Raw genomic sequence first — 22,574 nt, 5'->3', positions numbered from 1 at the left:
CAGGTGTGTCCCCATCGGTCAGGGGCTCCGGCTCTCGCGCCGAAGCCTACTGTGACCGAGGAGCGCCCGTTCTGGCCCCGCCCGACCGGGACCGGCCCTTCGCGGCCGGTGCCCGGTCGAGCGCGGCCCGTACTCAGCCGATCACGCCTCCGAAGAGGCCGCCATGGGCCATTCCGAGGAAGAATCCGACGGCGGACGCGCCGAGGCCGAGGATCAGCGCGAACCTCTCGCGGGTGGTCACCGAGACGTACTGCCCGTAGGCGCCCGTGAGAATGCCGATCAGCCCGGCCCACGAACTGATCAGGTGAAGGCTGTGGAACATCGCCGTCACGAAGGCGAGAGCGCCGAGCACCAGGGTCACAGCCACCAGGGTGTCCTGGAGCGGATGAGCCTTGCCGTCCGTGGCGAAGAGGGAGACGGATGAGCGGGGTCGAATTGCCTGTGCCATGGAGTACCTCCTGGCCGGAAGGCGGCGCACTGTAGCGCCGCTCACACCCGATGTGTACAGATTGCGTCCTCCGGGCACCGGATTTCAACCCGAAGCCGGTCTACGGGTACTCTGGACGGTCTGCACCGGTGTCTGCCCAGGCCAGCACTGCGAGTCCCTCTTCACCGAGCGAATTGTCAGTGGCGGCTGTTTTACTCGGAGACACTGTTGCTTACGCATCACGACCCTCCTGCCACGGAACGACCGTGGCCGCTGAGTCCAAAGGAGGTGGGTTCCACATGCGTCACTACGAGGTGATGGTCATCCTCGACCCCGATCTCGAGGAGCGAGCAGTCTCCCCGCTGATCGAGAACTTCCTCTCCGTTGTCCGTGAGGGCAACGGAAAGGTGGAGAAGGTCGACACCTGGGGCCGTCGTCGGCTCGCTTATGAGATCAAGAAGAAGCCCGAGGGCATCTACTCGGTCATCGATCTGCAGGCCGAGCCTGCGATCGTCAAGGAGCTCGACCGCCAGATGAACCTGAACGAGTCGGTCCTCCGGACCAAGGTCCTCCGTCCCGAGACCCACTGAGCTTCTAGCTCAGTGGTCATCGGGTTCGAGTAGCAGCAAGCAGCCAGAAGCAATCCCCGCCGAGAGGTTCACCCATGGCAGGCGAGACCGTCATCACGGTCGTCGGCAATCTCGTCGACGACCCCGAGCTGCGCTTCACCCCGTCCGGTGCGGCGGTCGCGAAGTTCCGTGTCGCGTCCACTCCCCGCATCTTCGACCGGCAGACCAATGAGTGGAAGGACGGCGAAGGCCTGTTCCTCACCTGCTCGGTCTGGCGTCAGGCGGCGGAGAACGTCGCGGAGTCGCTCCAGCGAGGCATGCGCGTCGTCGTGCAGGGCCGGCTGAAGCAGCGGTCCTACGAGGACCGTGAGGGCGTCAAGCGCACGGTCTACGAGCTGGACGTCGAGGAAGTCGGCCCCAGCCTCAAGAGCGCCACGGCCAAGGTCACCAAGACCACCGGTCGCGGTGGCCAGGGCGGTCAGGGTGGATACGGCGGCGGCGGTGGCGGCCAGCAGGGCGGCGGCAACTGGGGCGGCGGTCCCGGTGGCGGCGGCCAGCAGGGTGGCGGCGGTGCTCCCGCCGACGACCCGTGGGCGACCGGCGCGCCGGCAGGCGGCCAGCAGGGCGGGGGCCAGCAGAGCGGCGGAGGCGGCTGGGGCGGAAGCTCCGGCGGTTCCGGCAGCTCCGGTGGCTCCGGCGGTTCCGGCGGCGGCTACTCGGACGAGCCGCCCTTCTAGGGCAGCTCGTACCCCCACTTCTTGATCACACAGGAGAAACACCATGGCGAAGCCGCCTGTGCGCAAGCCTAAGAAGAAGGTCTGCGCATTCTGCAAGGACAAGACCCAGTACGTGGACTACAAGGACACGAACATGCTGCGGAAGTTCATTTCCGACCGTGGCAAGATCCGTGCCCGCCGCGTCACCGGCAACTGCACGCAGCACCAGCGTGACGTCGCCACGGCAGTCAAGAACAGCCGTGAGATGGCGCTGCTGCCCTACACGTCCACCGCGCGATAAGGGAAGGGTGACAAGAGCATGAAGATCATCCTCACCCACGAGGTCTCTGGCCTCGGTGCCGCCGGCGACGTCGTCGACGTCAAGGACGGGTACGCCCGTAACTACCTGGTTCCGCGTGGCTTTGCCATCCGCTGGACCAAGGGCGGCGAGAAGGACGTGGCGCAGATCCGCCGCGCCCGCAAGATCCACGAGATCTCGACGATCGAGCAGGCCAACGAGATCAAGACCAAGCTTGAGGCCGTGAAGGTCCGTCTGGCTGTTCGCTCCGGCGACGCCGGCCGTCTCTTCGGCTCCGTCACCCCGGCCGACGTCGCCTCGGCGATCAAGGCTGCCGGTGGCCCCGACGTCGACAAGCGTCGCGTCGAGCTCGGCTCGCCGATCAAGACGCTCGGCGGACACCAGGTGTCCGTGCGTCTGCACCCCGAGGTCGCAGCGAAGCTCGGCATCGAGGTCGTTGCTGCCTAAGGGCAGAGCTCAGCAGAGCTAGGTGAAGGGCCGCACCCCACGGGGTGCGGCCCTTCGTCGTTTCACGTGAAACGGAGCAGCTTGCTTCACGTGAAACGACAGCTTGTTTCACGTGAAACGGCTGCGGGGCCGGGGCCGGGGCGGGAGCGGTGTCGAGGCACGGGGGCGGGGGCGCGTACCGCACCGGTGATCGGCCCGCGGAGGCACGTGGGGTCAGCGTGTGGCGCCGGTGACGATCCAGCGGCCCGACCGGGTACGCAGCCAGAGGGTCACCAGCCGGACCACCATCATCAGAGTCATCGCCCACCAGAGTGCGGTGAGGCCGCCGCCGAAGGTGGGAACGAGCAGAGCGACCGGAGCGAACACGGCCAGGGTGACCAGCATGGCCCGGGCGAGATAGCGCCCGTCCCCCGCTCCCATCAGTACACCGTCCAGGACGAAGACCACTCCGGCGATGGGCTGGGAGACCGCCACCACCAGAAGCGCCGGGAGCAGCGTGCCCTTGACGGACGGGTCGCCGGTGAAGAGCGGGATGAACAGGGGACGGGCGAGCACGATCAGTACGCCGAGCACCACGCCGCACCCGATCCCCCACTCGACCATGCGGCGGCATGCCTCGCGTGCGCCCTTGGCGTCGTTCGCTCCGAGGTAGCGGCCGATGATGGCCTGCCCCGCGATGGCGATCGCGTCGAGGGCGAAGGCCGTGAGGCTCCAGAGCGAGAGGATGATCTGGTGCGCGGCGATATCGGTGTCGCCGAGGCGCGCGGCGACGGCGGTGGCGATCATCAGGACGGCGCGCAGCGACAGCGTACGGACCAGCAGGGGGACCCCCGCCTGGGCGCTGGCCCTGATCCCCACGGCATCGGGGCGCAGGGAGGCTCCGTGCCGGCGCGCCCCTCGTACCACCACGATCAGATAGGCGGCTGCCATGCCGACCTGGGCGATCACGGTGCCCCAGGCGGATCCGGCGATGCCGAGGCCGGCGCCGTAGACGAGGACCGCGTTGAGTACGCCGTTGGCGGCGAATCCGCCGATGGCGACGTAGAGCGGGGTGCGGGTGTCCTGGAGACCACGCAGGACGCCGGTCGCGGCGAGCACGACGAGCATGGCCGGGATGCCGAGGCTGGAGATCCGCAGATAGGTGGTGGCGTACGGGGCCGCGGTGTCGGATGCGCCGAAGATCTCGACCAGCCACGGGGCCGAGGGGAGGGTCAGCGCGATCACCACCGCGCCGAGCAGCAGCGCGAGCCAGATGCCGTCCATGCCCTGACGGATGGCGGCCGGCAGATCTCCGGCCCCGACCCGGCGCGCGACGGCGGCCGTGGTGGCGTACGCGAGGAAGACGAAGACGCTCACCGCGGTCATCAGCAGTGCGGCGGCGACTCCCAGACCGGCGAGCTGAGGGGTGCCGAGATGACCGACGATGGCGCTGTCGACCATCACGAAAAGAGGCTCGGCGACGAGCGCGCCGAAGGCGGGCACAGCAAGCGCGATGATCTCGCGGTCGTGCCTTCTGCGGCTGGAGGGAGGGGTCGCGGGCGCCTGGGACATGGGGGCCAATCTAATCTTCCACAGGTAAGAGATGCAATGCCATTGCAGTCCTTACTTGGGTCACGGTTGTGCGCTCAGGTGTGCACGGTTTGCAGCGATCTTGAATTGAGGGGAAAAGTTTTTCTTCCCCACAGTCGGTGGATGGGGAACGTGCAGGTCAGGGCCTTGATGGCCGAGTGGCTATGAGTTTGTCCACAGTGCTGTCCCCCGGTCCGTGCACAGGTTCGGCGGGGTTCTCCACAGCATCTGGTCCGTCGTCCACATGCCCTGTGGATAACCAGATTGGCTGACGGTGCGGAGCGGCCTACCGTGGTCCGGCGCCCGCACTCCGTTCCGGCCTCGGAATCCCGCAGAACTCGACGCGCCGGAAGCGGAGTCGGGCGGCCTGTTTGTCGGTGCCGTGCCGTAAGAAAGAGTGGCATGGCTAGGTCCGCGAAGCGGACGGGAGGAGGTGGCCCGGTGAGCATTTCCGAGCCTTTGGACGACCCCTGGGCCGACACCGGTCCCAGTGACCGTCTGCCCGTTTCCCGTCAGCGCCGCGGAGACCGCAAGGGGCGTGACGACCGGCACGACCGGGGCTCGGAGGACAGCTGGGACGGCGGCTCTCCCGGCTTCGAGCGGGTGCCTCCGCAGGATCTCGATGCCGAGCAGTCGGTGCTCGGCGGCATGCTGCTGTCCAAGGACGCCATCGCCGACGTCGTGGAGATCATCAAGGGCCACGACTTCTACCGCCCGGCCCACGAGACCGTCTACACGGCGATCCTCGACCTCTACGCCAAGGGCGAGCCGGCCGACCCGATCACGGTCGCCGCCGAACTGGTCAAGCGCGGTGAGATCACCAAGGTCGGCGGAGCGCCGTATCTGCACACCCTCGTCCAGTCGGTGCCGACCGCGGCCAACGCTTCGTACTACGCGGAGATCGTCCACGAGCGGGCCGTGCTCCGGCGGCTCGTCGAGGCCGGCACGAAGATCACACAGATGGGATACGCGGCCGACGGGGACGTCGACGAGATCGTCAACTCCGCGCAGGCCGAGATCTACGCCGTCACCGAGCAGCGCACCAGCGAGGACTATCTGCCCCTCGGCGACATCATGGAGGGCGCTCTCGACGAGATCGAGGCGATCGGTTCGCGCAGCGGTGAGATGACCGGTGTGCCGACCGGCTTCACCGACCTCGATGCCCTGACGAACGGGCTGCACCCCGGCCAGATGATCGTCATCGCGGCGCGTCCCGCCATGGGTAAGTCCACGCTGGCCCTGGACTTCGCACGAGCCTGTTCGATCAAGAGCAATCTGCCGAGCGTGATCTTCTCGCTCGAAATGGGACGCAACGAGATCGCGATGCGTCTGCTGTCCGCCGAGGCGCGGGTGGCACTGCACCACATGCGTTCCGGCACGATGACCGACGAGGACTGGACACGGCTCGCGCGGCGCATGCCGGACGTCTCGGCCGCCCCGCTCTACATCGACGATTCGCCGAACCTCTCGATGATGGAGATCCGTGCGAAGTGCCGTCGCCTCAAGCAGCGCAGCGACCTGAAGCTCGTGGTCATCGACTACCTGCAGCTGATGCAGTCCGGCGGCTCGAAACGGGCCGAGAGCCGACAGCAGGAGGTCTCGGACATGTCCCGAAACCTCAAGCTGCTGGCCAAGGAGCTGGAGCTCCCCGTCATCGCCCTGTCGCAGCTGAACCGTGGACCCGAGCAGCGTACGGACAAGAAGCCCATGGTCTCCGACCTGCGTGAATCCGGATCCATCGAGCAGGACGCGGACATGGTGATCCTGCTGCACCGGGAGGACGCGTACGAGAAGGAGTCACCGCGCGCGGGCGAGGCGGACCTGATCGTGGCCAAGCACCGTAACGGCCCGACGGCCACCATCACCGTGGCCTTCCAGGGCCACTACTCCCGCTTCGTGGACATGGCCCAGACCTGATTCCGGCCGGTGTTCCGGCCGAGGTTCCGGCTGGTGTTCCCGCTGGTGGGGGACTGCGGAGAGATGCTGCGCGGTGGGAGTGCTCGGCTCCTCGCGCATCGTGGTGGTGATCAGTTCCGGCCGGTGCCGGGCTGCTGGGCCGGGGTGCCCCATCCGCGTTCGAGGAGATCGAAGGCGATGTCGACGGCTTGTGCGGGATCTGTGGCCCTGTGGGCGAGGGCGGAGGTCTCCAGGGCGAAGCGGGCCAGGGCAGCGCTGCGCAGGTCGTCGGGCGGGGCGCCGGTGTCGTGGGCGATGGCGTGGGCGAGAGCGTCCTGGTGGCGCATCCACATGCGGTGGGCGTAGTCGCTGAGGGCGGGGGTGTTGGTCACCAGGTTGAGGAAATCGGTGTAGTCGGCGTCGGCATCGGAGTCCTCGGTGCGGACCCGGACGCGTTTGACGTGCGCGCACAGGGCCTGGGGGACGGTCGTGCCGGGGGTGCGGTCGCGAACGGCGGCGACGAGCCCGGCCTCCTGCTCGGCCTCTTCGTCGAAGACGAGGGCCTCCTTGCCCGGGAAGTGCTTGAGGAGCGTAGTGGTGGACACGTCGGCCGCCTCGGCGATGTCGTGCAGGGTCACCGCGTCATAGCCGTGTTCGATGAAAAGGCGCAGCGCGGCGTCGGCGAGCGCCTGGCGTGTGGCGGCCTTCTTGCGTTCACGCCGCCCCATGGGAGTCGTCATTCCAGCACCATACACAAACTTGCCTGATCTAAAAAGTTGCACCGTTGCACTTTTTTAGTGGTCGTGCTTTTGTGGAGGCGGAGGGCCCGCCGGGATCGCACCGGCCGGACGTCCCTCGACTTCTCCGATTCCCTCACAGGGGTGGCCAGTGATGTTCGCCGCCCCTCCCGCAGCACCTGGAGACGAACATGAACCACACCCCTGCCCGCATCGCCGTCATCGGCGCCGGACCCGGCGGCCTGATCTGCGCCCGCATCCTCCAGCGCCACGGCATCGACGTCACCGTCCACGACCTCGACGCCTCCGGGACCGCCCGCGACCAGGGCGGCACCCTCGACATGCACCTGGACACCGGCCAGTACGCCCTGCGTGCCGCCGGCCTGTGGAACGACTTCACCCCGCTGGCCCGCCCCGAGGGCGAACAGTGGCGCCTGGTCGGACGCGACGGGCAGACCCTGTTCGACGCTGCCCCGCCCGAGGGCGGACGGGGCAGGCCCGAGATCGACCGAGGGAAGCTGCGCGACCTCCTCCTCGGCTCCCTCAACCCCGGCACCGTCCGGTGGGGCCACCGGTTGGACCGCGCCGAACCTCTCGGCGACGGGCGCCACCGCCTGCACTTCACCCACGGTGTCAGCAGCGATGCCGACCTGGTCGTCGGAGCGGACGGCGCCTGGTCGCGCGTGCGCCGCATCCTGTCCGACGCCGTCCCCGCCTACACCGGCGTCACCTTCGTCGAAACCGGCCTGCACGACGCCGACCTACGCCACCGCGCACTGGCCGCCCTCACCGGCGACGGCACCATGATGGCCCTGGACGACAACCTCGGCATCGTCGCCCAGCGCAACAGCGGCGGCCACATCCGCGTCTACGTCGGCATGCGCACCCCGGAGGACTGGTACCGGCAGGCAGGCGTCGATCTGACCGACCCCCACGCCGTCCGCGACGCTCTCCTGGAACGCTTCGCCGACTGGAGCCCCGCCCTGTGCGGCTTCATCACCGACACGGACACCGGCTACACCAACCGCCCCTTGTTCGCCCTGCCCGTCCCCCACACCTGGGACCACACCCCCGGCGTCACCCTGCTGGGCGACGCCGCCCATCTGATGTCGCCGTTCTCCGGCATGGGCGCCAACCTCGCCATGCGCGACGGCGCCGACCTCGCCCAGGCCCTCATCGGCCACGACTCCCTCGATGACGCCGTCACCGCCTACGAGAAGATCCTCCTGCCGCGCTCCATCGAGGCGGCCGAGGGCGCCGCTGAAGGCATCGATGGAGCTTTCGCCCCCGACAGCGCCGCACAGACCCTCGCCCACATGGCCGCCCACCACTGACGCAGCGGCCGGCCCGGCGCGTCCTACCGCGTGGGCACGATGCGCGTGACGACCGTCTCCACCAACTGGTCGAGCGCGGTGTCGGCGAGCATGTCGGGCAGCGTGAAGTGCTCCAGGAGTACGCCGGTCATGGCCAGATAGAGGACGAGGAACACGTCGTTGTCGCCCGGGAGTTCCGCGTTCCGGTGGAAGTCGGCGCTCTCGTCGAATGCCGTGCGCACCGTACGGGTCAGCTGTGCCCGCAGGGCGGGGCGGCGGGTGGCCTCCAAGCGGAGTTCCAGCATGGCCAGGTAGCCGGTGCGGTCCTCGGCCATGCGCTGGACCAGCCAGCGCATGAGGTCGGCGACCAGTTCGCGGGAGGGTTCCGGGCGCATCGCCCGCTCGACCTTGGCCGGGTCGGGAGTCATGCGGCTGTTGATGCGCGCGCCCGCCTGCATGAACAGGTCGTCGCGATTGCCGAAGTAGTTGGACGAGGTGCCCACCGGCACGCCCGCCCGTGCGTCCACGGCGCGGAAAGTGAGCCCGCGGGCCCCTTCGTGCGCCAGTACCTCGATCGCCGCGTCCGTGAGCGCCGTTCTGCGCTCGGGGTTCTTCGCCATGGTCTTCTCTTCCGTCCGATCGCCTCTCCGGAGAAGAGGCTTGCTTAACCACTACATGTGAAGCACTATAAATGAAGTGGTTGCGGTGCGGGGCGCCAAGACGCCGCTGCCACCGTGAACAGGACATTTCGGCCTGCGTCGAACGTGGAACGGGGAACACATGCGAAAGCTCACGTACTTCATCGCCTGCTCGATCGACGGGTTCATCGGGGATCCCCAGGGTGATGCGACAACGATGTACCCCTTTGTGAGCGAGGAGTTCCTCGGGTTCCTCACATCGGGGTACCCGGAGACGATCGCGGTCCAGGGCCGCGAGTCCCTCGGACTCCAGGACGCGAAGTCGCAGCGCTTCGACACCGTGATCCAGGGGCGGTCCAGCTACCGACTGGCGCTCGACTCCGGGATCACCAGCCCGTACGGCCACCTGCGGGAGGTCGTGGCGTCCCGGACGCTCAAGGAGTCACCGGACCCGAATGTGGAGCTCATCTCCGAGGATCTGGTCGCCAGGGTCAGGGAGCTCAAGGCCGAGGACAGCGAGCTGGACATCTGGCTCTGCGGTGGCTCCCAGCTGGCGGGGGAACTGCTGGACGAGATCGACGAGCTCGTGATCAAGACATACCCCCTGGTGTACGGCAGTGGGATGCCGATGTTCGGTTCCGGCTTCGCGGTCACCGAGTTCGAGCTGAGGGACGTTCGTACGTTCGAGAACGGGGTGCTGGTCAGGACGTACAGCCGCAAGCGCTGAGTTTCCCCGTCCCGCTCCTGCTTCCCTTTCCGGCCCTTCGGCCCGAGGTTCCCGTCCCGTGCCTGCCGCCCTCGTGGCGAGCCCTTCCGCGTCCCGCGAAAAGGGCTCGCCACGAGCCGGGGCGCCGGGTAGTTGTTGACCATGACCTCCCCCAGTGAAGAACTGCTTCCCAGCACTCGGCGCGCCCTGCTGCACCGCACCGCCACCGCGCAGGTGGAAGGGCGTACGCCCTCACTCGTGGCAGCGGTCCAGCGGCAGGGACAGCCGGTCTGGAGCGGCGCGCGCACCTGTGTCGAGGGGCATGCCCCGGATGCCGATACGCAGTTCCGGATCGGCTCGATCACCAAGACGTTCACCGCCGTACTGGTGCTGAGGCTGCGCGACGAGGGCCTGATCCATCTGGACGACCAACTGGAGAAGCACCTTCCCGGTACCGGCGTGGGCAGCGTGACGGTCTTCCAGCTCCTCGGGCACAGTGCGGGCCTGGGGGCCGAGACGCCTGCTCCCTGGTGGGAGCGGACGCCGGGCACTATCCGCCCCGAGCTCGCCGATGTCCTCGGTGAGCAGCCGCACATGCACCAGGCCGGCCATCGCCACCACTACTCCAACCCGGGCTACACCTTGCTCGGTTCACTGATCGAGGCGGTACGCGGAGCGTCGTGGGAGGAGGTGCTGCGCCGCGAGATCCTGGAGCCGCTGGGCATGCACCGCACGACGGTCCGGCCGGAGGCACCGCACGCGGGCGGTTGGGCCGTGCACCCCTGGGCGGACGTCATGCTGCCCGAACCGTCGGAGGACCTCGGCCTGATGGCGCCGGCCGGTCAGCTCTGGTCGACCGCGGCCGATCTCCTCCGGTTCTCCGCCTTCCTCGCCGAGGGGGACGAGCGGGTCCTGCGGGCTGCCTCCGTGCGGGAGATGCGTGAACCGTCGGCGCCGTCCGAGTCCGGTGACTGGTACGGCAATTACGGTCTCGGCCTCCAGATCATCCGGCAGGACGAGCGCACTCTTGTCGGGCACACGGGGTCGCTGCCGGGCTTCCTCGCCGCGCTGTGGTTCAGCGTGGAGGACGATGTCGCCGCGGTTGTGCTCACCAACACGACGTCCGGGCTGCTCGCCGGTGTGGTGGCCGCCGACCTCGTGCAGATCGTTGCCGAGGCGGAGCCGCGCATCCCGGAGCCGTGGCGCCCGCTGCCCGACGCCGACGCCGACGCCGAGTTGGTGGCTCTGACCGGTCCTTGGTACTGGGGCACCCATGCATTCGCTCTGAAGCTGGTCGCGGAACGGGGCCTGGAGCTTCAGCCGTTGCGTACCAGCGGTCGCGGAGCGGCCTTCCGCGCGGAGCCGGACGGGACCTGGACGGGCCTCAGCGGCTACTACGCGGGGGAGACCCTGCGCATCGTGCGCGCCGAGGACGGGACGGTGGACCACCTCGACCTGGGGTCGTTCGTCTTCACCCGTGAACCGTACGAAGCGGGGGCGGCCGTCCCCGGCGGTGTGGACGAGGGCGGCTGGCGCGGGCTCGGCAGCTGAACGTCCGGGGGTGCGTGTTTCACGTGAAACACGCACCCTTCACCGGTGCCGGTGCCCGTTCGTTCGCTCGCTCGGTCGGTCAGAGCGTCAGTTTGAAGCCCACATGGCTGGCCGTGAACCCGAGCCGTTCGTAGAAGCGATGTGCGTCGGTACGGGTGACGTCCGATGTCAGCTGGACCAACTGGCATTCCTGGCGCCGGGATTCGTCCACGGCCCACTGGATCAACTGGGTGCCGAGACCGCTGCCGCGCTCGTCGCCGTGGATGCGGACGCCCTCGATGATCGAGCGCGTGGCGCCACGCCGGGACAGCCCGGGGACCACGGTCAGTTGCAGGGTCCCGACGACGCGGTCCTCGCGCACGGCAACAACAAGATGCTGGTTCGGATCCTCGGCCAGCCGCTGGAACGCGGCCCGGTACGGAGTCAGGTCGTCGGGCGACTCGCGCTGTGCGCCCAGCGGGTCGTCGGCGAGCATGGCCACGACCGCCGCGAGGTCGCCGCCAACAGCGGGACGTATCTCAAGATCACTCATGATCGGCACAATACGCAGCTCGCGGGCGCTACACGGGGACCTTCAGGGCTTCGACCGTCCTGACGAGCGGGGCGAGCTCGGGATTCTCGGCGGCCTCGTCCAGGGCGGCGCGCAGCGCGGTGTCACTGGTCGGCCTGGCCTCATCGAGCAGGGCGAGACCGGCGTCGGTGACGTCGGTGTAGATGCCGCGGCGGTCCGTGTCGCAGAGGTACCGGGTCAGCAGGCCACGGTCCTCCAGGCGGGTGACCAGCCGGGTGGTGGCGCTCTGGCTCAGAACGACGGCGTCGGCGACCTGCTTCATCTGGAGATGTCCGCCCGGCCCGTTGTGCTGCCGGCTCAGGACTCCCAGCAGTGAGTACTCCCGCACGCTGAGGCCGTGACCGGTCTGCAGTGCCCGTTCGATGTGCCCCTCGATCTTTCCGTGGAGCAGGGAGAGGGCGCACCAGCCCTGGGAGAGGGCGGTCAGTGCGGGGTCGGTCGCGGTCATGGATCTCTCCTCCGTGCGGGAGCTGCGTTCCTCCAGGATAGGGGACGCCTGCAATAGCCCGCGCTTGCAATTAATCGGCGTCTGCAATTATTGTGGACGCTCGTTAGGCGCAGACGCAATCTTCAGGGAAGGTGAAACCCATGCCGCTCGCGCTCCTCGCTCTCGCCATCGGGGCATTCGGTATCGGAACCACCGAGTTCGTGATCATGGGGTTGCTCCCTGAGGTTGCCGCGGACTTCCAGGTGTCGATCCCGACCGCAGGCTTCCTCGTCACCGGTTACGCACTCGGTGTCGTGCTCGGCGCTCCGCTGATGACGATGCTGGGCACCCGGGTCACCCGTAAACGCATGCTGATGCTCCTGATGGGGCTGTTCATCGCGGGCAACGTGGTGTCCGCCGTCGCCCCGGTCTTCGGCGTCATGCTCGCCGGACGGGTGATCGCCTCGCTCGCCCACGGAGCCTTCTTCGGCATCGGATCGGTCGTCGCGGCCGATCTGGTCGCGCCGCAGAAGAAGGCCGGGGCCATCGCCATGATGTTCACCGGGCTCACCGTCGCCAATGTGGTCGGTGTACCGCTCGGCACCTTCATCGGACAGACCGCCGGCTGGCGGACCACGTTCTTCATCGTCGCCGGACTCGGCGTGGTCGGTCTTCTCGGCGTGGCGAAACTCGTACCCGACCAGCCCAGGGCCGAAGGCGTACGCATCCGGCACGAACTGGCCGCGTTCCGCAACGTCCAGGTCCTGCTGGCGATGGCGATGACCGTCCTGGGCTTCGGCGGAGTCTTCGCCGCGATCACCTACATCACCCCGATGATGACCGAGGTCGCCGGATACTCGACGTCCTCCGTCACCTGGCTGCTGGTTCTCTTCGGGCTCGGCATGGTCGCCGGCAATCTGATCGGCGGAAAGTTCGCCGACCGCCACCTGATGCCGCTGCTGTACGTGTCGCTCGGCGCGCTCGCCATGGTGCTGGGCCTGTTCACCATGACCGCCCACAACAAGATCGCCGCAGCCGTCACCATCGTGCTGATCGGCGGCCTGGGCTTCGCGACCGTGCCGCCGCTGCAGAAGCGGGTTCTCGACCAGGCAGCGGGTGCGCCCACCCTCGCCTCCGCCGTCAACATCGGAGCCTTCAACCTCGGCAACGCCCTGTCCGCCTGGCTCGGTGGACTCGTGATCGCCGCGGGCCTCGGCTACACCGCACCCAACTGGGTCGGCGCCGCACTCGCCGCCTCCGCCCTGGTGCTGGCCGTCGTCTCCAGCACCCTGGAGCGCCGCACCGCCGTCCGCGGCCGGATCGTTGCCGCGCACACCCCCGAACCGGCGGCCGTCCCCGCGTCCCGTCCCTGAATCCCCGCCTCACCGGCGGGCGCGGCCCGAGCCCTCAACCGCACGCCCGTGCCCAGCGCGCCACACGACGCGCACCCCCCACGTATCAAGCACCACGCACCACGTACCGACAGGAGCAGTTCCCATGAGCACCACCCCCACCACCGTCGTTGCCCCGCTGACCATCCAGGACGCCGAGGCACTGGTCGAGGCGGCCCGTACCGCCGCGGAGGCCGCAGGTGTCACCGTCGCCGTCACCGTTCTCGACGCGGGCGGTCATCCGCTGGCCTTCCGGCGGGACGACCGGGCCGTACTCATCGCGGGCGAGACCAGCACGCGCAAGGCGTACACGGCGCTTCAGCTGAACGCTCCCACCGCGGACCTCGTCGACGCGGTTCAGCCCGGCGGGCTCTTCCACACGCTGCCGACCGCGCTCGACCGGCCGCTGCTCTTCATCGCGGGCGGCGTTCCCGTCCGCCGTGACGGCCGGCTGGTCGGGGCCATCGGTGTCGGCGGAGGCGCACCCGAGCAGGACCACGGGTTCGCGTCGGCCGCCGCGGACGCACTCGTCTGACAGCCGCCCCCCGGCGGCGCCCCGTCAGCCCGTCGCGACGGTCAGCGGTGCGAAGCGGCGTGCCCAGTCGCCCGGCAGGCCGGGGTTCCCGTACGTCATCACAGCCGTACGGGAACCCTGCTCCAGGCCGTGTTCCTCGAACCAGCCGAGCAGTTCCTCGTGGCGTGCGTCGACATCCGCCCGCAGGGGGCGGTCCGTCGTCGCGGCGAGCGAGCTGACGAGTGCCTTGGCCGTGGCCGTGTCCCGAGCGATCAACGGGCCGAGCGCATGAGCGTTTCCACTGGGCCAGAGCGCCGCGTAGCCGATGAGCTCGCCCTCGGCTTCCGCGACCCGGAGCCGGTCGGAGAATGCCGGAAGCCGGGCGATGATGTGGGTCCGGTCGGTACCGAAGACCGCGAGGTCCAGCCGGACCATTGCCTGTAGGTCGTCCGCCGAGGCCGGGCGGGTGGTCACGGCGGCCGGGACCGTGGCGGCACCGCTCGCCCCGCCGTCCGGCCGGAAATAGCCGCTGACGCGCTCCGCCCGGCCCACGACCCCGAAACCGAGCTGTTCGTACAGCGGCTGCCCCTGGGCTGTCGCGTACAGCGAGAGCGGAGTGCTCCCGGCGGCCTCGATCACGTACCGCATCAGGTTCCGTGCGACTCCCTGCCGGGCGTAGCGCCCGGCTACGAGCAGCATGCCGATGGCGGAGAGCCGAGGCCCGTACGAGGTCACCACGCAGGCTCCCACCAGGCCCTTGCCGTCGGGGGCGTCGATGCCGTACCCCGTACCGGCGGAGAGCAGCAGGCTCCATCGGTGCTCGTCGCGTGGCCAGCCGCGGTCCTCGCAGAGATCGGCGCAGGCGACCAGGTCGTCCCGGGTGAGACGTCGGATGGGCAGTTCGGCGAGCGGCCGGGGCAGTGGGCGGTGCATGAAGGTCAGGCTGTCCGATGCGGTGATCGCTCGTCCACCGTTTTAGCGGAACTGGCCGAGACCCGCAGGCGTCGGCCGCGCCGGGTCGGCCCCCAGGGCTTGAGCACCGAGATGGCCGTGATGAAGAGGTAGGTGGCCGCGGCCACCGAAGGCGCGATGATCAGATCGATGTCCACGACGCCGCTGGTGGCCGCCTCGTCGATCCCGGGGCGCAGCGAGAAGATCGACAGTCCCGCCGTGATCAGGGTCAGCCAGAACTTCGTCCAGACCCAGCGATGACGCGCGAGCCCCCAGGGGGTGCCGAGGGCCAGCACCAGGCCGCTGAGGAGCGAGAGGAGGGCCACCGGGATCACCAGCCAGTCCCCGAAGATCTTCATGGCACGGGTGGCCGCCTGAGCGGTGGTGGCATCCCCTGTGACGAACGCCGCGACGCCGAGAGTCAGCAGACCGACGGTGAGTCCGAGCCAGCTCACGGAGACGGCGACATGGGCGACGAGGAGACCCCGGCGAACGGGACGCTTGAGTGGTTTCACGTGAAACACGGTGCCAAGCGAGGAGGGATCGGTCGTCTGCCGACGGGAGTATCCGCCTGTACTGAGCTCGGCGTACGAACGCGGCCCGCGGGCTCGGGCGCAGAGAGGGCTGCTCATACAGCCATGGGGCAGCAGAGCACAGCGGCCAGGGGGGCTCCGATGCCCGTAGTTCCCGCCCGCGCTTCCCGCCCGCTGCCTCAGCCCAGGTCGGGCGCGTGCATGGCCCGTACGCCCTCGATATTGCCGTCCAGATAGTGCCGCAGCGACAGCGGTACGAGATGGACCGCGGCGATCCCGACCCTGCTGAAGGGCACCCGGACGATCTCGTACTCCCCGCAGGGCTCGTCGATCTCGGGGCCGTGGCGGCGTGACGGGTCCATCGACTCCAGTCGGCAGACGAAGAAGTGCTGAACCTTCACCCCGGTCACCCCGCCGTCCGCGATGTGCTCGACGGTGTCGACGAAACAGGGCACCACGTCGACGACCTTGGCACCGAGCTCTTCGTCGACCTCGCGGTGCAGGGCGTCCACGACGGTGGCGTCCTCCGGTTCGACCCCGCCGCCGGGCGTGAGCCAGTACGGATCCACCCCCGGCTTGGTGCGTTTGATGAGGACGAGGTCCTCACCGTCGAGCAGGATGGCGCGTGCGGTGCGCTTGACCACAGGACGTTCGGTCATGGCAAGAGCGTGGCCCGGGAAACGGGTTCTGAAACGCCCGCCGCCCGTCGGGTCACCAGGCGACAGCAGTGCGCACCAGCCATTCGTGCGCCCGCGCGATGTGCGGCAGGGCGAGCGTGCCGGTCCGTACGGCCACGAAGTACGTGCGCAGCGGCGGGACCGGGGGGTCGAGCAGGGCCACGACCTCGCCCCGCTCCAGCGCCCGCTCACAGAGATAGCGCGGCAGGACGGCGAGCCCGGCACCCGCCACCGCGCACTCCAGGACCGCCCGCAGGTCCGGAGCGATGACGGTGGCGGACGCGGCGGGCCGGCTGTCGAAGACGGCGGCCCAGTAGCGGGAGACGAGCGGCAGGCTCTCGTGCACCTCGACCACCGGCAGTTGCTCCAGCACCACGGGGCCCTTGTGCCGCAGCGTTCCGGGTCCCAGCCGCCCGGCCCAGCGGGGCGCGGCCACCAGCACGTGTTCCTCGTCGCAGAGTGGTGTCGAGGTGAGCAGCCCGCCGCGCGGCCGGGCCGTGGTGATGGCCAGATCGTGATGTCCGGCTGCCAGCCCCTCCAGCGTCTCCTCGGCGTTCGGGACGAAGGAACTGCGCAGTGCGAGGCCCTGGGAGACCAGGGGGGCCAGAGCGGGCAGCGCACGGACGGATGTGAACTCCGGCGGACCGGCCAGATGCAGTGTCCGTACGCCCGACTCCTCGTCGAGCCCGGTCTCGGCGATCTCGACCAGCGCGTCCAGATGGGGGGCCGCCCGGTGGGCGAGTTCGTCGCCGATGCTGGTCGGGGTCACTCCACGGGCTTTACGCAGGAAGAGCGGACGGCCCAGCTGCCGTTCCAGGGTGCGGATCTGCGAGGTGACGGCGGGCTGAGACAGCCCGAGGAGGGCGGCGGCGCGCGTGAAGGAACCCGCCCGGTGCACGGTGACGAACGTGCGCAGCAGAGTCAGGTCCATGTCCTGCCCCTCCCGGCAGCGCGCCGTCTCGGTCCCGGACAGCGATAGATATGTCGATAGGCCGCTGCCGCTACTGTGATTGGACACTGACGCAGAGTCAACTAGCCTTGTCCAGGCGGTGCTTCATGCGGGGAGTGGCGGAGAGCGCATGGAGAACCGGGGCGGTCCGAGCCACGAGGGGGGAGGCTCGGACCGCCAGGCCCCGTCATGACGTACGGCGAAAGATCCACGGCCCGGCGCCGCCCCGGCATGGTGCTTCCCGGCACGGCCTAGCGAGTCGCCTCGTCCAGGGCCCGCTCCACGTCGGCCAGCAGGTCCTCCGGGTCCTCCGCGCCGACCGAGAAGCGGATGAAGCCTTCCGGTACGGCGTCGCCGCCCCACCGGCCCCGGCGTTCGGCGGTGGAGCGTACGCCGCCGAAGCTCGTCGCGTCGTCGACCAGCCGCAGCCCGGCCAGGAACCGCTCGGCGGTCTCCCGGTCGGCCAGCACGAACGACACGACGGAACCGAAGCGCCGCATCTGACGTACGGCGTTGGGGTACGAGGGGTCGGTGGGCAGCCCCGGATACCGCAGCCCGGTCACCTCCGCGCGCCGGGCCAGCGCCTCGGCGAGCGCCAGCGCGGTCGCGCACTGACGGTCGATCCGCAGGTGCAGCGTCGCCAGGGAGCGATGGGCGAGCCATGCCTCCATGGGACCCGGAATCGCTCCGACGACCTTGCGCCAGCGCCGTACCCCTGCCGACAGCTCGGGGTCGCGGCAGGTCACATGGCCGAGCAGGATGTCGCCGTGCCCGGTCATGCCCTTGGTGTCGCTGGCCACCGAGAAGTCGGCGCCCAGTTCCAGCGGGCGCTGGCCGATCGGGGTGGCCAGGGTGTTGTCGACGGCGACCAGCGCGCCCGCCGCGTGCGCGGCGGCGACCAGCCGTCGTACGTCGCAGACATCGAGGCCCGGGTTGGACGGGGTCTCGATCCACAGCAGCTTGGCGCCTTCCAGGACCGCGAGCTGAGCGTCGCCTCCCGTGGGCGCGGTCCGCACCTCGACGCCATAGGCCTCCAGCTGCTCCCGGACCAGTGGCAGCGCCTGATAGCCGTCGTCCGGCAGCACCACGGTGTCACCCGTGCGTGCCTGGGACAGCAGCACGGCCGAGATCGCGGCCATACCGGAGGCGAAGACCGTGGTCCCGACCTCCTCCCCCGGCGCCTCCAGCTCGCCGATGGCCCGCTCCAGATGCGTCCAGGTCGGGTTGGAGTCCCGGCCGTAGGTGTAGGGGCCGACGGGTGCGCCGGAGAGATGGAAGTGCGCGGCGAAAACCGGACCGGGCAGGGTGGGTTCGTACTGCTCCGGTTCGGGAAGCCCCGCCCGCACCGCCCGTGTTCCGTCACCCATGGTGCTCATGCTGCTTCCTCGCTTCTCTCCCCGGCGTACCACCGGTCCGCACCGCACTGTCTCAAGTGGCCCCGGAGCCGGCCTCAGGGCCCCGGAGGTCAGTCCTCATCGGGCAGGACGACGTTGAGCGCCCAGGACACGACAGAGATGATCAAGCCACCGAGTACGGCGGTCCAGAACCCGTCGACATGGAAGCTGAGATCGAACAGGCCGGCCAGCCAGGAGGTCAGCATCAGCATCAGGGCATTGACCACCAGGGTGATCAGTCCGAGCGTCAGGATGAACAGCGGGAAGGTGAGCAGCTTCACCACTGGCTTCACCAGGAAGTTCACCAGGCCGAAGAGCAGGGCCACCACGATCAGGGTGAGGGCCTTGCGGCCGGTACTGCCCCCTTCGAGGGTGATGTCCTGGACCAGCCAGATGGCCACGGCCAGCGCACCCGCGTTGGCGATCGTCTTGACTAGGAAATTCTTCATGTGTCTGATCGTGGCAGACATGATCGGTGGCGGACACCGGCACTACGGGTACGAGGGGCGGACGGGCCGTGAAGGCATTCAGACTGGACGAGCTGGAGGCGGAGCGGGCCGCCAACGACGGCGCGTATCTGCAGTTCGTGCGGGAACGGAACATGTCCGTCGGCCTGTACGCCCTGGACGCCGGTGAACTCGATCCGCAACAGCCCCACCAGCAGGACGAGGTGTACTTCGTCGTCAGCGGCCGGGCGGCGATCACGGTCGGCATGGAGACGACGCAGGTCGGCAGGGGAAGCGTCGTGTACGTACCGGCCGGAGTGGCCCACAAGTTCCACCACATCACCGAGGACCTCCGGGTGATGGTGGTCTTCTCACCGCCCGAGAGCTGAGCCCCGGACCCCGGGTTCCCTAGGGGTTGGATCAGGGGAGTTCAAGGGCTCCGGGGCCCCCGCCGGCCACTCCCGCGCCTCTAGCATCGAAGCAGGAACTCACAGAGACGAGGTAAAGGCGATGGCCGTACGGGAGATATTCGCGGGGATGCCCTGGTGGGTGAAGTGGGTCGCGGTGCCCGTCATCGCGATCGTCGTGTTCGGCGGCCTGATCGCCAGCGTGGTCGGGTTCGTCATCGGCCTGCTCTTCAAGGTGCTGGTCTTCGTCGTCCTGGTGGGCGGTGTCGTCTTCCTCGTCCGGAAGTTCATGTCGTCCTCCTCCTCGCGGGGCGACTGGTAGGGCGACCGGTCCTCGCGAGGCGACCAGTAGCGGCGATGGTCCTCGCCGGGCGACCGGTGGAGGAGACCGGTGGGGACGCGCATCCGTGAAGAAGGACCCCGGTCGGCAGCGGGTGCGCCATCGACCCGCGACCACGGACAGTTACGACGATTAGCCCAGCTGAGCTAAGTCCCCCAGGAAACCGCACCCCGAACGGGCCATACGGATACAGTGGGGCACCGCTGCCGCCCTCTGGGACGTAACAGTCCGTCACCACCATGACCAGTGGTTTGTACGTCCGTCCGGTCTCCGGACCCCAGGTTCGCGGCAGGCCCGTGGGGGCGGCCCCCATGGGAGGGCTGATCGCCCGTCACCATGCCTGGGGGTGACCTTTGACCACGGCAACGAATGCCGCTGTCCCGACGCTGATCAGCTCGGTTCAGCGGGCGCTGAGGCTGCTGGAGGCTGTGGGCGCCCATCGGGACGGAGCGCCCGCGAAGCAGCTGGCGCGGGAGGCGGGCCTTCCGCTCCCGACCGCGTACCACCTGTTGCGCACCCTGACCCATGAGGGCTATCTCCGCCGGGAGAACGGCGTCTTCGTCTTCGGCGCAGCCGCTGAGAAACTGACCGGTCCGCCAGCAGTGCAGAAACGTCGAGGCACCGTCAGCGACTCGCTCGCGCATCTCCGCGACGCCATCGGCGCGCCGGTGTACTGCGCCGTCTACCGCGAGGGTGAGATCGAGCTCATCGCGGTCGCGGACACCCCCGCCGCCCCCGCGGTGGACGAGTGGGCCGCGTTCCGGGAGACCGGGCACGCGCATGCGATCGGCCAGTGTCTGCTGGCCCAGCTCGACGAGAAGGCCCGCGAGGACCATCTGGACCGCCATCCGGTCCAACCTCTGACCCGTTACTCAGTGCGAGATCGGCAGTCGCTTCTTGAGCGGTTCGGGTCGATGGAGCGTACGGAACCTGTCATTGAGCGACAGGAGTACGCACTGGGTACGGTCTGCGCCGCCATCCCGATTACCGCAGGTAGCACGATCGCCGCAGTGGCCATTTCTGTACCCCTTGACCAGGAAGATCGGTTGCTCCCCGCAGTCGAACAACTACGTGGCGAAGTGGCGAGCCTCTTGCGTTCGTTCGTGTTCTCTATCAGTATCTGAAAAATCACTCCTTGTGATCTGCTATCGCGTGCACCACGATGGCGTCAATAGGGCCATGGGGGATCATTCCTGGCCAGTTTCATCTACTGCGGGGTTGAACGATGCGTGAGTCGGTTCAAGCAGAGGTCATGATGAGCTTCCTCGTCTCCGAGGAGCTCTCGTTCCGAATTCCGGTGGAGCTCCGGTACGAGGTCAGCGATCCGTATGCGATCCGGATGACCTTCCACCTGCCCGGCGATGCCCCTGTGACCTGGGCATTCGGCCGCGAGCTCCTTCTGGACGGTCTCAATAGCCCCAGTGGCGACGGCGATGTACACATCGGGCCGACCGAGCCCGAAGGATTGAGCGATGTACACATCCGGCTACAGGTCGGCGCGGATCGCGCGCTGTTCCGGGCCGGCACGGCACCCCTCGTCGCGTTCCTCGACCGGACGGACAAGCTGGTGCCGCTGGGTCAGGAGCACACGCTGGGTGACTTCGACGGAAACCTTGAAGAGGCGCTCGGCCGGATCCTCGCCGAGGAGCAGAACGCCGGCTGAGAGAGAAGCACGGCGCCTGCTGGAGACGTGAGGCGTCGGCTGTAGAGCAACAGAGTGTCAGCCGAACGGGTTGTCTGCCGGTCGTTCGCGGTTACGTCTTGCGACGACGGCCCCTCCCGGTCCGTACGGGTGCAGGAGCTCCGGCTTCCGCGCCGAGCCCTGTGCGGTCCGCGGAGACGACCAGAGCGGCGAGCACCGTGGTCACCGGAACCGAGGCGACCAGTCCGATCGAACCGACGAGCGTCCGGACGATCTCCACAGCCACCAGTTCGCTGTTGGCCACCGTTCCCACGCTGCTCTGGGCGATCGAGAAGAGCAGCAGCAGCGGCAGTGCCGCGCCCGCGTAGGCGAGCACCAGGGTGTTGACGACCGAGGCGATGTGATCCCGTCCGATTCTGATACCTGCCCGGTACAGCCCCCGCCAACCCATCGTCGGGTTCGCCTGATGGAGTTCCCAGACCGCCGAGGTCTGGGTGACGGTCACATCGTCGAGCACTCCGAGCGAGCCGATGATGACGCCTGCCAGCAGCAGGCCGCTCATGTCGATGTCCGGGTACAGCCCGTGGATGAGGCCGGTGTTGTCGTCGGTGTTGCCGCTCAGGCTCGCCCAGCCGATGAAGAGCGAGCCGAGAAGCCCGATCAGCAGCAGTGAGATCAGTGTGCCGATGACCGCGACGGACGTACGGGCCGTCAGCCCGTGGCACAGGTAGAGGGCGACCAGCATGATGGCACTGGCCCCGATCACCGCGACCACCAGGGGATTCGACCCCTGAAGGATCGCCGGCAGGATGAACAGGGTCAGCAGGGCGAACGACACGGCGAGCGCCACCAGGGCCATCACCCCGCGCAGCCTGCCCACGACGACGACCGCGAGGGCGAAGATCCCGGCCAGCAGAGCCATCGGGACCGTGCGGTTCACATCGGTCACCGAGTACTGGAGGTCGTGGGGGGCGTCGGGTGCGTAGGCCACGACCACGCCCTGTCCCTGCCGCAGTTGCCGGGGCGCGTCGGGCTGGACGACCTCGACGAACGTGCGGCCCTTGTCCTTTCCGGTGGTCACCTCGATCGTGGCCTTCTCGCACAGCCCGGACTGCTCGTTGACCGCCTCGCGCCCGGACGGCGTGGAGGTGTCGCCGGTCGGCGGCACCTGGGCGGCGTTGACGTCCTTGCAGTCGACCTTGTCGACCCGGACCACCTTGCCCTGCTGCGTCTGCCGGTCGAAGCCGACGCCCGTGCGTTCGTGGGCCGGGGTGCCGCCCGGCCAGAGGACCAGCAGGCCGACGACGACCGCGGCGGCGAAGGGGATCAGTACGGCCGCGATCACCTTGCGCAGATGCTTCGAGACGGGCGCGGCGGGGCCGTGACTGTGCGAGTGGCCGTGGGCGTGGTCGTGGGGTGCGGGGTCGCTTTGGGGGGACGTCAC

27 protein-coding genes are annotated in these 22,574 nt (G+C 68.8%); 14 read left to right on the top strand and 13 right to left on the bottom strand.

The features are described from left to right. Positions 1–133: 133 nt before the first annotated feature. Complete coding sequence (locus A6A29_RS37815; protein ID WP_073727696.1) at positions 134–448, bottom strand: hypothetical protein; 315 nt, start codon at positions 446–448, stop codon at positions 134–136. Positions 449–726: 278 nt separating this feature from the next. On the opposite strand from A6A29_RS37815, the gene rpsF reads away from it, so the two are divergent. The 4 genes from rpsF (at position 727) to rplI (ending at position 2,478) form a co-directional block, all read left to right on the top strand. Next, complete coding sequence (gene rpsF, locus A6A29_RS37810; protein WP_073727694.1) at positions 727–1,017, top strand: 30S ribosomal protein S6; 291 nt, start codon at positions 727–729, stop codon at positions 1,015–1,017. Between the two features lie 74 nt (positions 1,018–1,091). Beyond that, on the top strand, positions 1,092–1,733 hold the full coding sequence (locus tag A6A29_RS37805; protein WP_073727692.1) for a single-stranded DNA-binding protein: 642 nt from the start codon (positions 1,092–1,094) through the stop codon (positions 1,731–1,733). A gap of 43 nt (positions 1,734–1,776) precedes the next feature. Next, complete coding sequence (rpsR, locus tag A6A29_RS37800; protein WP_003967857.1) at positions 1,777–2,013, top strand: 30S ribosomal protein S18; 237 nt, start codon at positions 1,777–1,779, stop codon at positions 2,011–2,013. Between the two features lie 18 nt (positions 2,014–2,031). After that, positions 2,032–2,478: a 50S ribosomal protein L9 gene (gene rplI, locus A6A29_RS37795; RefSeq protein ID WP_073727690.1), complete on the top strand. Its 447-nt coding sequence runs from the start codon at positions 2,032–2,034 to the stop codon at positions 2,476–2,478. A 213-nt stretch (positions 2,479–2,691) separates the two neighbouring features. Here rplI and A6A29_RS37790 read toward each other — a convergent pair whose 3' ends face one another. Beyond that, complete coding sequence (locus tag A6A29_RS37790; protein ID WP_073727688.1) at positions 2,692–4,029, bottom strand: MATE family efflux transporter; 1,338 nt, start codon at positions 4,027–4,029, stop codon at positions 2,692–2,694. Positions 4,030–4,488: 459 nt separating this feature from the next. Between A6A29_RS37790 and dnaB the strand changes: the two genes are divergently transcribed. After that, positions 4,489–5,964 carry a replicative DNA helicase gene (dnaB, locus tag A6A29_RS37785; protein WP_073727686.1) on the top strand — a complete coding sequence of 492 codons (1,476 nt, stop codon included), beginning with the start codon at positions 4,489–4,491 and terminating at the stop codon, positions 5,962–5,964. A gap of 110 nt (positions 5,965–6,074) precedes the next feature. Here the strand turns inward: dnaB and A6A29_RS37780 are convergent, their stop codons facing one another. Next, positions 6,075–6,683, bottom strand: coding sequence for a TetR/AcrR family transcriptional regulator (locus A6A29_RS37780; protein WP_073727684.1), 609 nt, complete (start codon positions 6,681–6,683; stop codon positions 6,075–6,077). Between the two features lie 188 nt (positions 6,684–6,871). Between A6A29_RS37780 and A6A29_RS37775 the strand changes: the two genes are divergently transcribed. Beyond that, positions 6,872–8,014 carry an FAD-dependent oxidoreductase gene (locus tag A6A29_RS37775; protein WP_073727682.1) on the top strand — a complete coding sequence of 381 codons (1,143 nt, stop codon included), beginning with the start codon at positions 6,872–6,874 and terminating at the stop codon, positions 8,012–8,014. Between the two features lie 23 nt (positions 8,015–8,037). Here A6A29_RS37775 and A6A29_RS37770 read toward each other — a convergent pair whose 3' ends face one another. After that, positions 8,038–8,613: a TetR/AcrR family transcriptional regulator gene (locus tag A6A29_RS37770; RefSeq protein WP_073727680.1), complete on the bottom strand. Its 576-nt coding sequence runs from the start codon at positions 8,611–8,613 to the stop codon at positions 8,038–8,040. A gap of 160 nt (positions 8,614–8,773) precedes the next feature. On the opposite strand from A6A29_RS37770, the gene A6A29_RS37765 reads away from it, so the two are divergent. Next, the gene (locus tag A6A29_RS37765) at positions 8,774–9,358 is read left to right on the top strand and encodes a dihydrofolate reductase family protein (RefSeq protein ID WP_073727678.1); all 585 of its coding nucleotides are present in this window, start codon (positions 8,774–8,776) and stop codon (positions 9,356–9,358) included. A gap of 141 nt (positions 9,359–9,499) precedes the next feature. Then, entirely contained in the window at positions 9,500–10,888 is a 1,389-nt protein-coding gene (locus tag A6A29_RS37760; RefSeq protein WP_073727676.1) for a serine hydrolase domain-containing protein, read from the top strand. Between the two features lie 79 nt (positions 10,889–10,967). Here the strand turns inward: A6A29_RS37760 and A6A29_RS37755 are convergent, their stop codons facing one another. Beyond that, a complete protein-coding gene (locus A6A29_RS37755; protein ID WP_073728118.1) occupies positions 10,968–11,420 on the bottom strand; it encodes a GNAT family N-acetyltransferase in 453 nt (150 codons plus the stop codon). 28 nt (positions 11,421–11,448) lie between these two features. Beyond that, positions 11,449–11,907, bottom strand: a complete 459-nt coding sequence (locus tag A6A29_RS37750) for a MarR family winged helix-turn-helix transcriptional regulator (protein WP_073727674.1) — start codon at positions 11,905–11,907, stop codon at positions 11,449–11,451. 140 nt (positions 11,908–12,047) lie between these two features. Between A6A29_RS37750 and A6A29_RS37745 the strand changes: the two genes are divergently transcribed. Together A6A29_RS37745 and A6A29_RS37740 are read left to right on the top strand one after the other, a co-directional pair. Further along, entirely contained in the window at positions 12,048–13,259 is a 1,212-nt protein-coding gene (locus A6A29_RS37745) for an MFS transporter (protein WP_073727672.1), read from the top strand. Positions 13,260–13,383: 124 nt separating this feature from the next. After that, positions 13,384–13,812 carry a GlcG/HbpS family heme-binding protein gene (locus A6A29_RS37740; protein ID WP_073727670.1) on the top strand — a complete coding sequence of 143 codons (429 nt, stop codon included), beginning with the start codon at positions 13,384–13,386 and terminating at the stop codon, positions 13,810–13,812. A 24-nt stretch (positions 13,813–13,836) separates the two neighbouring features. Here the strand turns inward: A6A29_RS37740 and A6A29_RS37735 are convergent, their stop codons facing one another. The 6 genes from A6A29_RS37735 to A6A29_RS37710 all read right to left on the bottom strand — a co-directional run bounded on the left by A6A29_RS37735 (position 13,837) and on the right by A6A29_RS37710 (position 18,744). After that, positions 13,837–14,724, bottom strand: coding sequence for a GNAT family N-acetyltransferase (locus A6A29_RS37735; RefSeq protein WP_073727668.1), 888 nt, complete (start codon positions 14,722–14,724; stop codon positions 13,837–13,839). Positions 14,725–14,729: 5 nt separating this feature from the next. Continuing rightward, positions 14,730–15,257, bottom strand: coding sequence for a DUF2269 domain-containing protein (locus A6A29_RS37730; RefSeq protein ID WP_073727666.1), 528 nt, complete (start codon positions 15,255–15,257; stop codon positions 14,730–14,732). Positions 15,258–15,454: 197 nt separating this feature from the next. Further along, positions 15,455–15,934: an NUDIX domain-containing protein gene (locus tag A6A29_RS37725; protein WP_073727664.1), complete on the bottom strand. Its 480-nt coding sequence runs from the start codon at positions 15,932–15,934 to the stop codon at positions 15,455–15,457. A 52-nt stretch (positions 15,935–15,986) separates the two neighbouring features. Next, a complete protein-coding gene (locus A6A29_RS37720) occupies positions 15,987–16,883 on the bottom strand; it encodes a LysR family transcriptional regulator (RefSeq protein WP_073727662.1) in 897 nt (298 codons plus the stop codon). Between the two features lie 269 nt (positions 16,884–17,152). Further along, on the bottom strand, positions 17,153–18,277 hold the full coding sequence (locus A6A29_RS37715) for a cystathionine gamma-lyase (protein WP_073727660.1): 1,125 nt from the start codon (positions 18,275–18,277) through the stop codon (positions 17,153–17,155). An 89-nt stretch (positions 18,278–18,366) separates the two neighbouring features. Continuing rightward, the gene (locus A6A29_RS37710) at positions 18,367–18,744 is read right to left on the bottom strand and encodes a phage holin family protein (RefSeq protein WP_073727658.1); all 378 of its coding nucleotides are present in this window, start codon (positions 18,742–18,744) and stop codon (positions 18,367–18,369) included. A gap of 68 nt (positions 18,745–18,812) precedes the next feature. Between A6A29_RS37710 and A6A29_RS37705 the strand changes: the two genes are divergently transcribed. The 4 genes from A6A29_RS37705 to A6A29_RS37690 all read left to right on the top strand — a co-directional run bounded on the left by A6A29_RS37705 (position 18,813) and on the right by A6A29_RS37690 (position 21,151). Continuing rightward, on the top strand, positions 18,813–19,130 hold the full coding sequence (locus A6A29_RS37705) for a cupin domain-containing protein (protein ID WP_073727656.1): 318 nt from the start codon (positions 18,813–18,815) through the stop codon (positions 19,128–19,130). 121 nt (positions 19,131–19,251) lie between these two features. Further along, on the top strand, positions 19,252–19,470 hold the full coding sequence (locus tag A6A29_RS37700) for a DUF5326 family protein (protein ID WP_073727654.1): 219 nt from the start codon (positions 19,252–19,254) through the stop codon (positions 19,468–19,470). Between the two features lie 371 nt (positions 19,471–19,841). Beyond that, positions 19,842–20,612, top strand: coding sequence for a helix-turn-helix domain-containing protein (locus tag A6A29_RS37695; protein ID WP_198953548.1), 771 nt, complete (start codon positions 19,842–19,844; stop codon positions 20,610–20,612). Positions 20,613–20,713: 101 nt separating this feature from the next. Further along, positions 20,714–21,151 carry an SsgA family sporulation/cell division regulator gene (locus tag A6A29_RS37690; protein WP_073727652.1) on the top strand — a complete coding sequence of 146 codons (438 nt, stop codon included), beginning with the start codon at positions 20,714–20,716 and terminating at the stop codon, positions 21,149–21,151. Positions 21,152–21,242: 91 nt separating this feature from the next. Here the strand turns inward: A6A29_RS37690 and A6A29_RS37685 are convergent, their stop codons facing one another. After that, positions 21,243–22,574 carry a YibE/F family protein gene (locus A6A29_RS37685; protein WP_073727650.1) on the bottom strand — a complete coding sequence of 444 codons (1,332 nt, stop codon included), beginning with the start codon at positions 22,572–22,574 and terminating at the stop codon, positions 21,243–21,245.

Source organism: Streptomyces sp. TSRI0281, assembly GCF_001905125.1.
GTDB lineage: Bacteria > Actinomycetota > Actinomycetes > Streptomycetales > Streptomycetaceae > Streptomyces.
Note: the sequence above shows the minus strand (reverse complement) of the source record. Positions and strands in the feature narration are given on the sequence as shown.

Coding starts and splice junctions, on each gene's coding strand:
- A6A29_RS37815 (WP_073727696.1), bottom strand. CDS start 448: ATGGCACAGGCAATTCGACCCCGCTCATCCGTCTCCCTCTTCGCCACG.
- A6A29_RS37770 (WP_073727680.1), bottom strand. CDS start 8,613: ATGGCGAAGAACCCCGAGCGCAGAACGGCGCTCACGGACGCGGCGATC.
- A6A29_RS37720 (WP_073727662.1), bottom strand. CDS start 16,883: ATGGACCTGACTCTGCTGCGCACGTTCGTCACCGTGCACCGGGCGGGT.
- A6A29_RS37735 (WP_073727668.1), bottom strand. CDS start 14,724: ATGCACCGCCCACTGCCCCGGCCGCTCGCCGAACTGCCCATCCGACGT.
- A6A29_RS37715 (WP_073727660.1), bottom strand. CDS start 18,277: ATGAGCACCATGGGTGACGGAACACGGGCGGTGCGGGCGGGGCTTCCC.
- A6A29_RS37760 (WP_073727676.1), top strand. CDS start 9,500: ATGACCTCCCCCAGTGAAGAACTGCTTCCCAGCACTCGGCGCGCCCTG.
- A6A29_RS37750 (WP_073727674.1), bottom strand. CDS start 11,907: ATGACCGCGACCGACCCCGCACTGACCGCCCTCTCCCAGGGCTGGTGC.
- A6A29_RS37700 (WP_073727654.1), top strand. CDS start 19,252: ATGGCCGTACGGGAGATATTCGCGGGGATGCCCTGGTGGGTGAAGTGG.
- A6A29_RS37745 (WP_073727672.1), top strand. CDS start 12,048: ATGCCGCTCGCGCTCCTCGCTCTCGCCATCGGGGCATTCGGTATCGGA.
- rplI (WP_073727690.1), top strand. CDS start 2,032: ATGAAGATCATCCTCACCCACGAGGTCTCTGGCCTCGGTGCCGCCGGC.
- A6A29_RS37790 (WP_073727688.1), bottom strand. CDS start 4,029: ATGTCCCAGGCGCCCGCGACCCCTCCCTCCAGCCGCAGAAGGCACGAC.
- rpsF (WP_073727694.1), top strand. CDS start 727: ATGCGTCACTACGAGGTGATGGTCATCCTCGACCCCGATCTCGAGGAG.
- rpsR (WP_003967857.1), top strand. CDS start 1,777: ATGGCGAAGCCGCCTGTGCGCAAGCCTAAGAAGAAGGTCTGCGCATTC.
- A6A29_RS37755 (WP_073728118.1), bottom strand. CDS start 11,420: ATGAGTGATCTTGAGATACGTCCCGCTGTTGGCGGCGACCTCGCGGCG.
- A6A29_RS37725 (WP_073727664.1), bottom strand. CDS start 15,934: ATGACCGAACGTCCTGTGGTCAAGCGCACCGCACGCGCCATCCTGCTC.
- A6A29_RS37740 (WP_073727670.1), top strand. CDS start 13,384: ATGAGCACCACCCCCACCACCGTCGTTGCCCCGCTGACCATCCAGGAC.
- A6A29_RS37690 (WP_073727652.1), top strand. CDS start 20,714: ATGCGTGAGTCGGTTCAAGCAGAGGTCATGATGAGCTTCCTCGTCTCC.
- A6A29_RS37710 (WP_073727658.1), bottom strand. CDS start 18,744: ATGAAGAATTTCCTAGTCAAGACGATCGCCAACGCGGGTGCGCTGGCC.
- A6A29_RS37805 (WP_073727692.1), top strand. CDS start 1,092: ATGGCAGGCGAGACCGTCATCACGGTCGTCGGCAATCTCGTCGACGAC.
- A6A29_RS37765 (WP_073727678.1), top strand. CDS start 8,774: ATGCGAAAGCTCACGTACTTCATCGCCTGCTCGATCGACGGGTTCATC.
- A6A29_RS37775 (WP_073727682.1), top strand. CDS start 6,872: ATGAACCACACCCCTGCCCGCATCGCCGTCATCGGCGCCGGACCCGGC.
- A6A29_RS37780 (WP_073727684.1), bottom strand. CDS start 6,683: ATGACGACTCCCATGGGGCGGCGTGAACGCAAGAAGGCCGCCACACGC.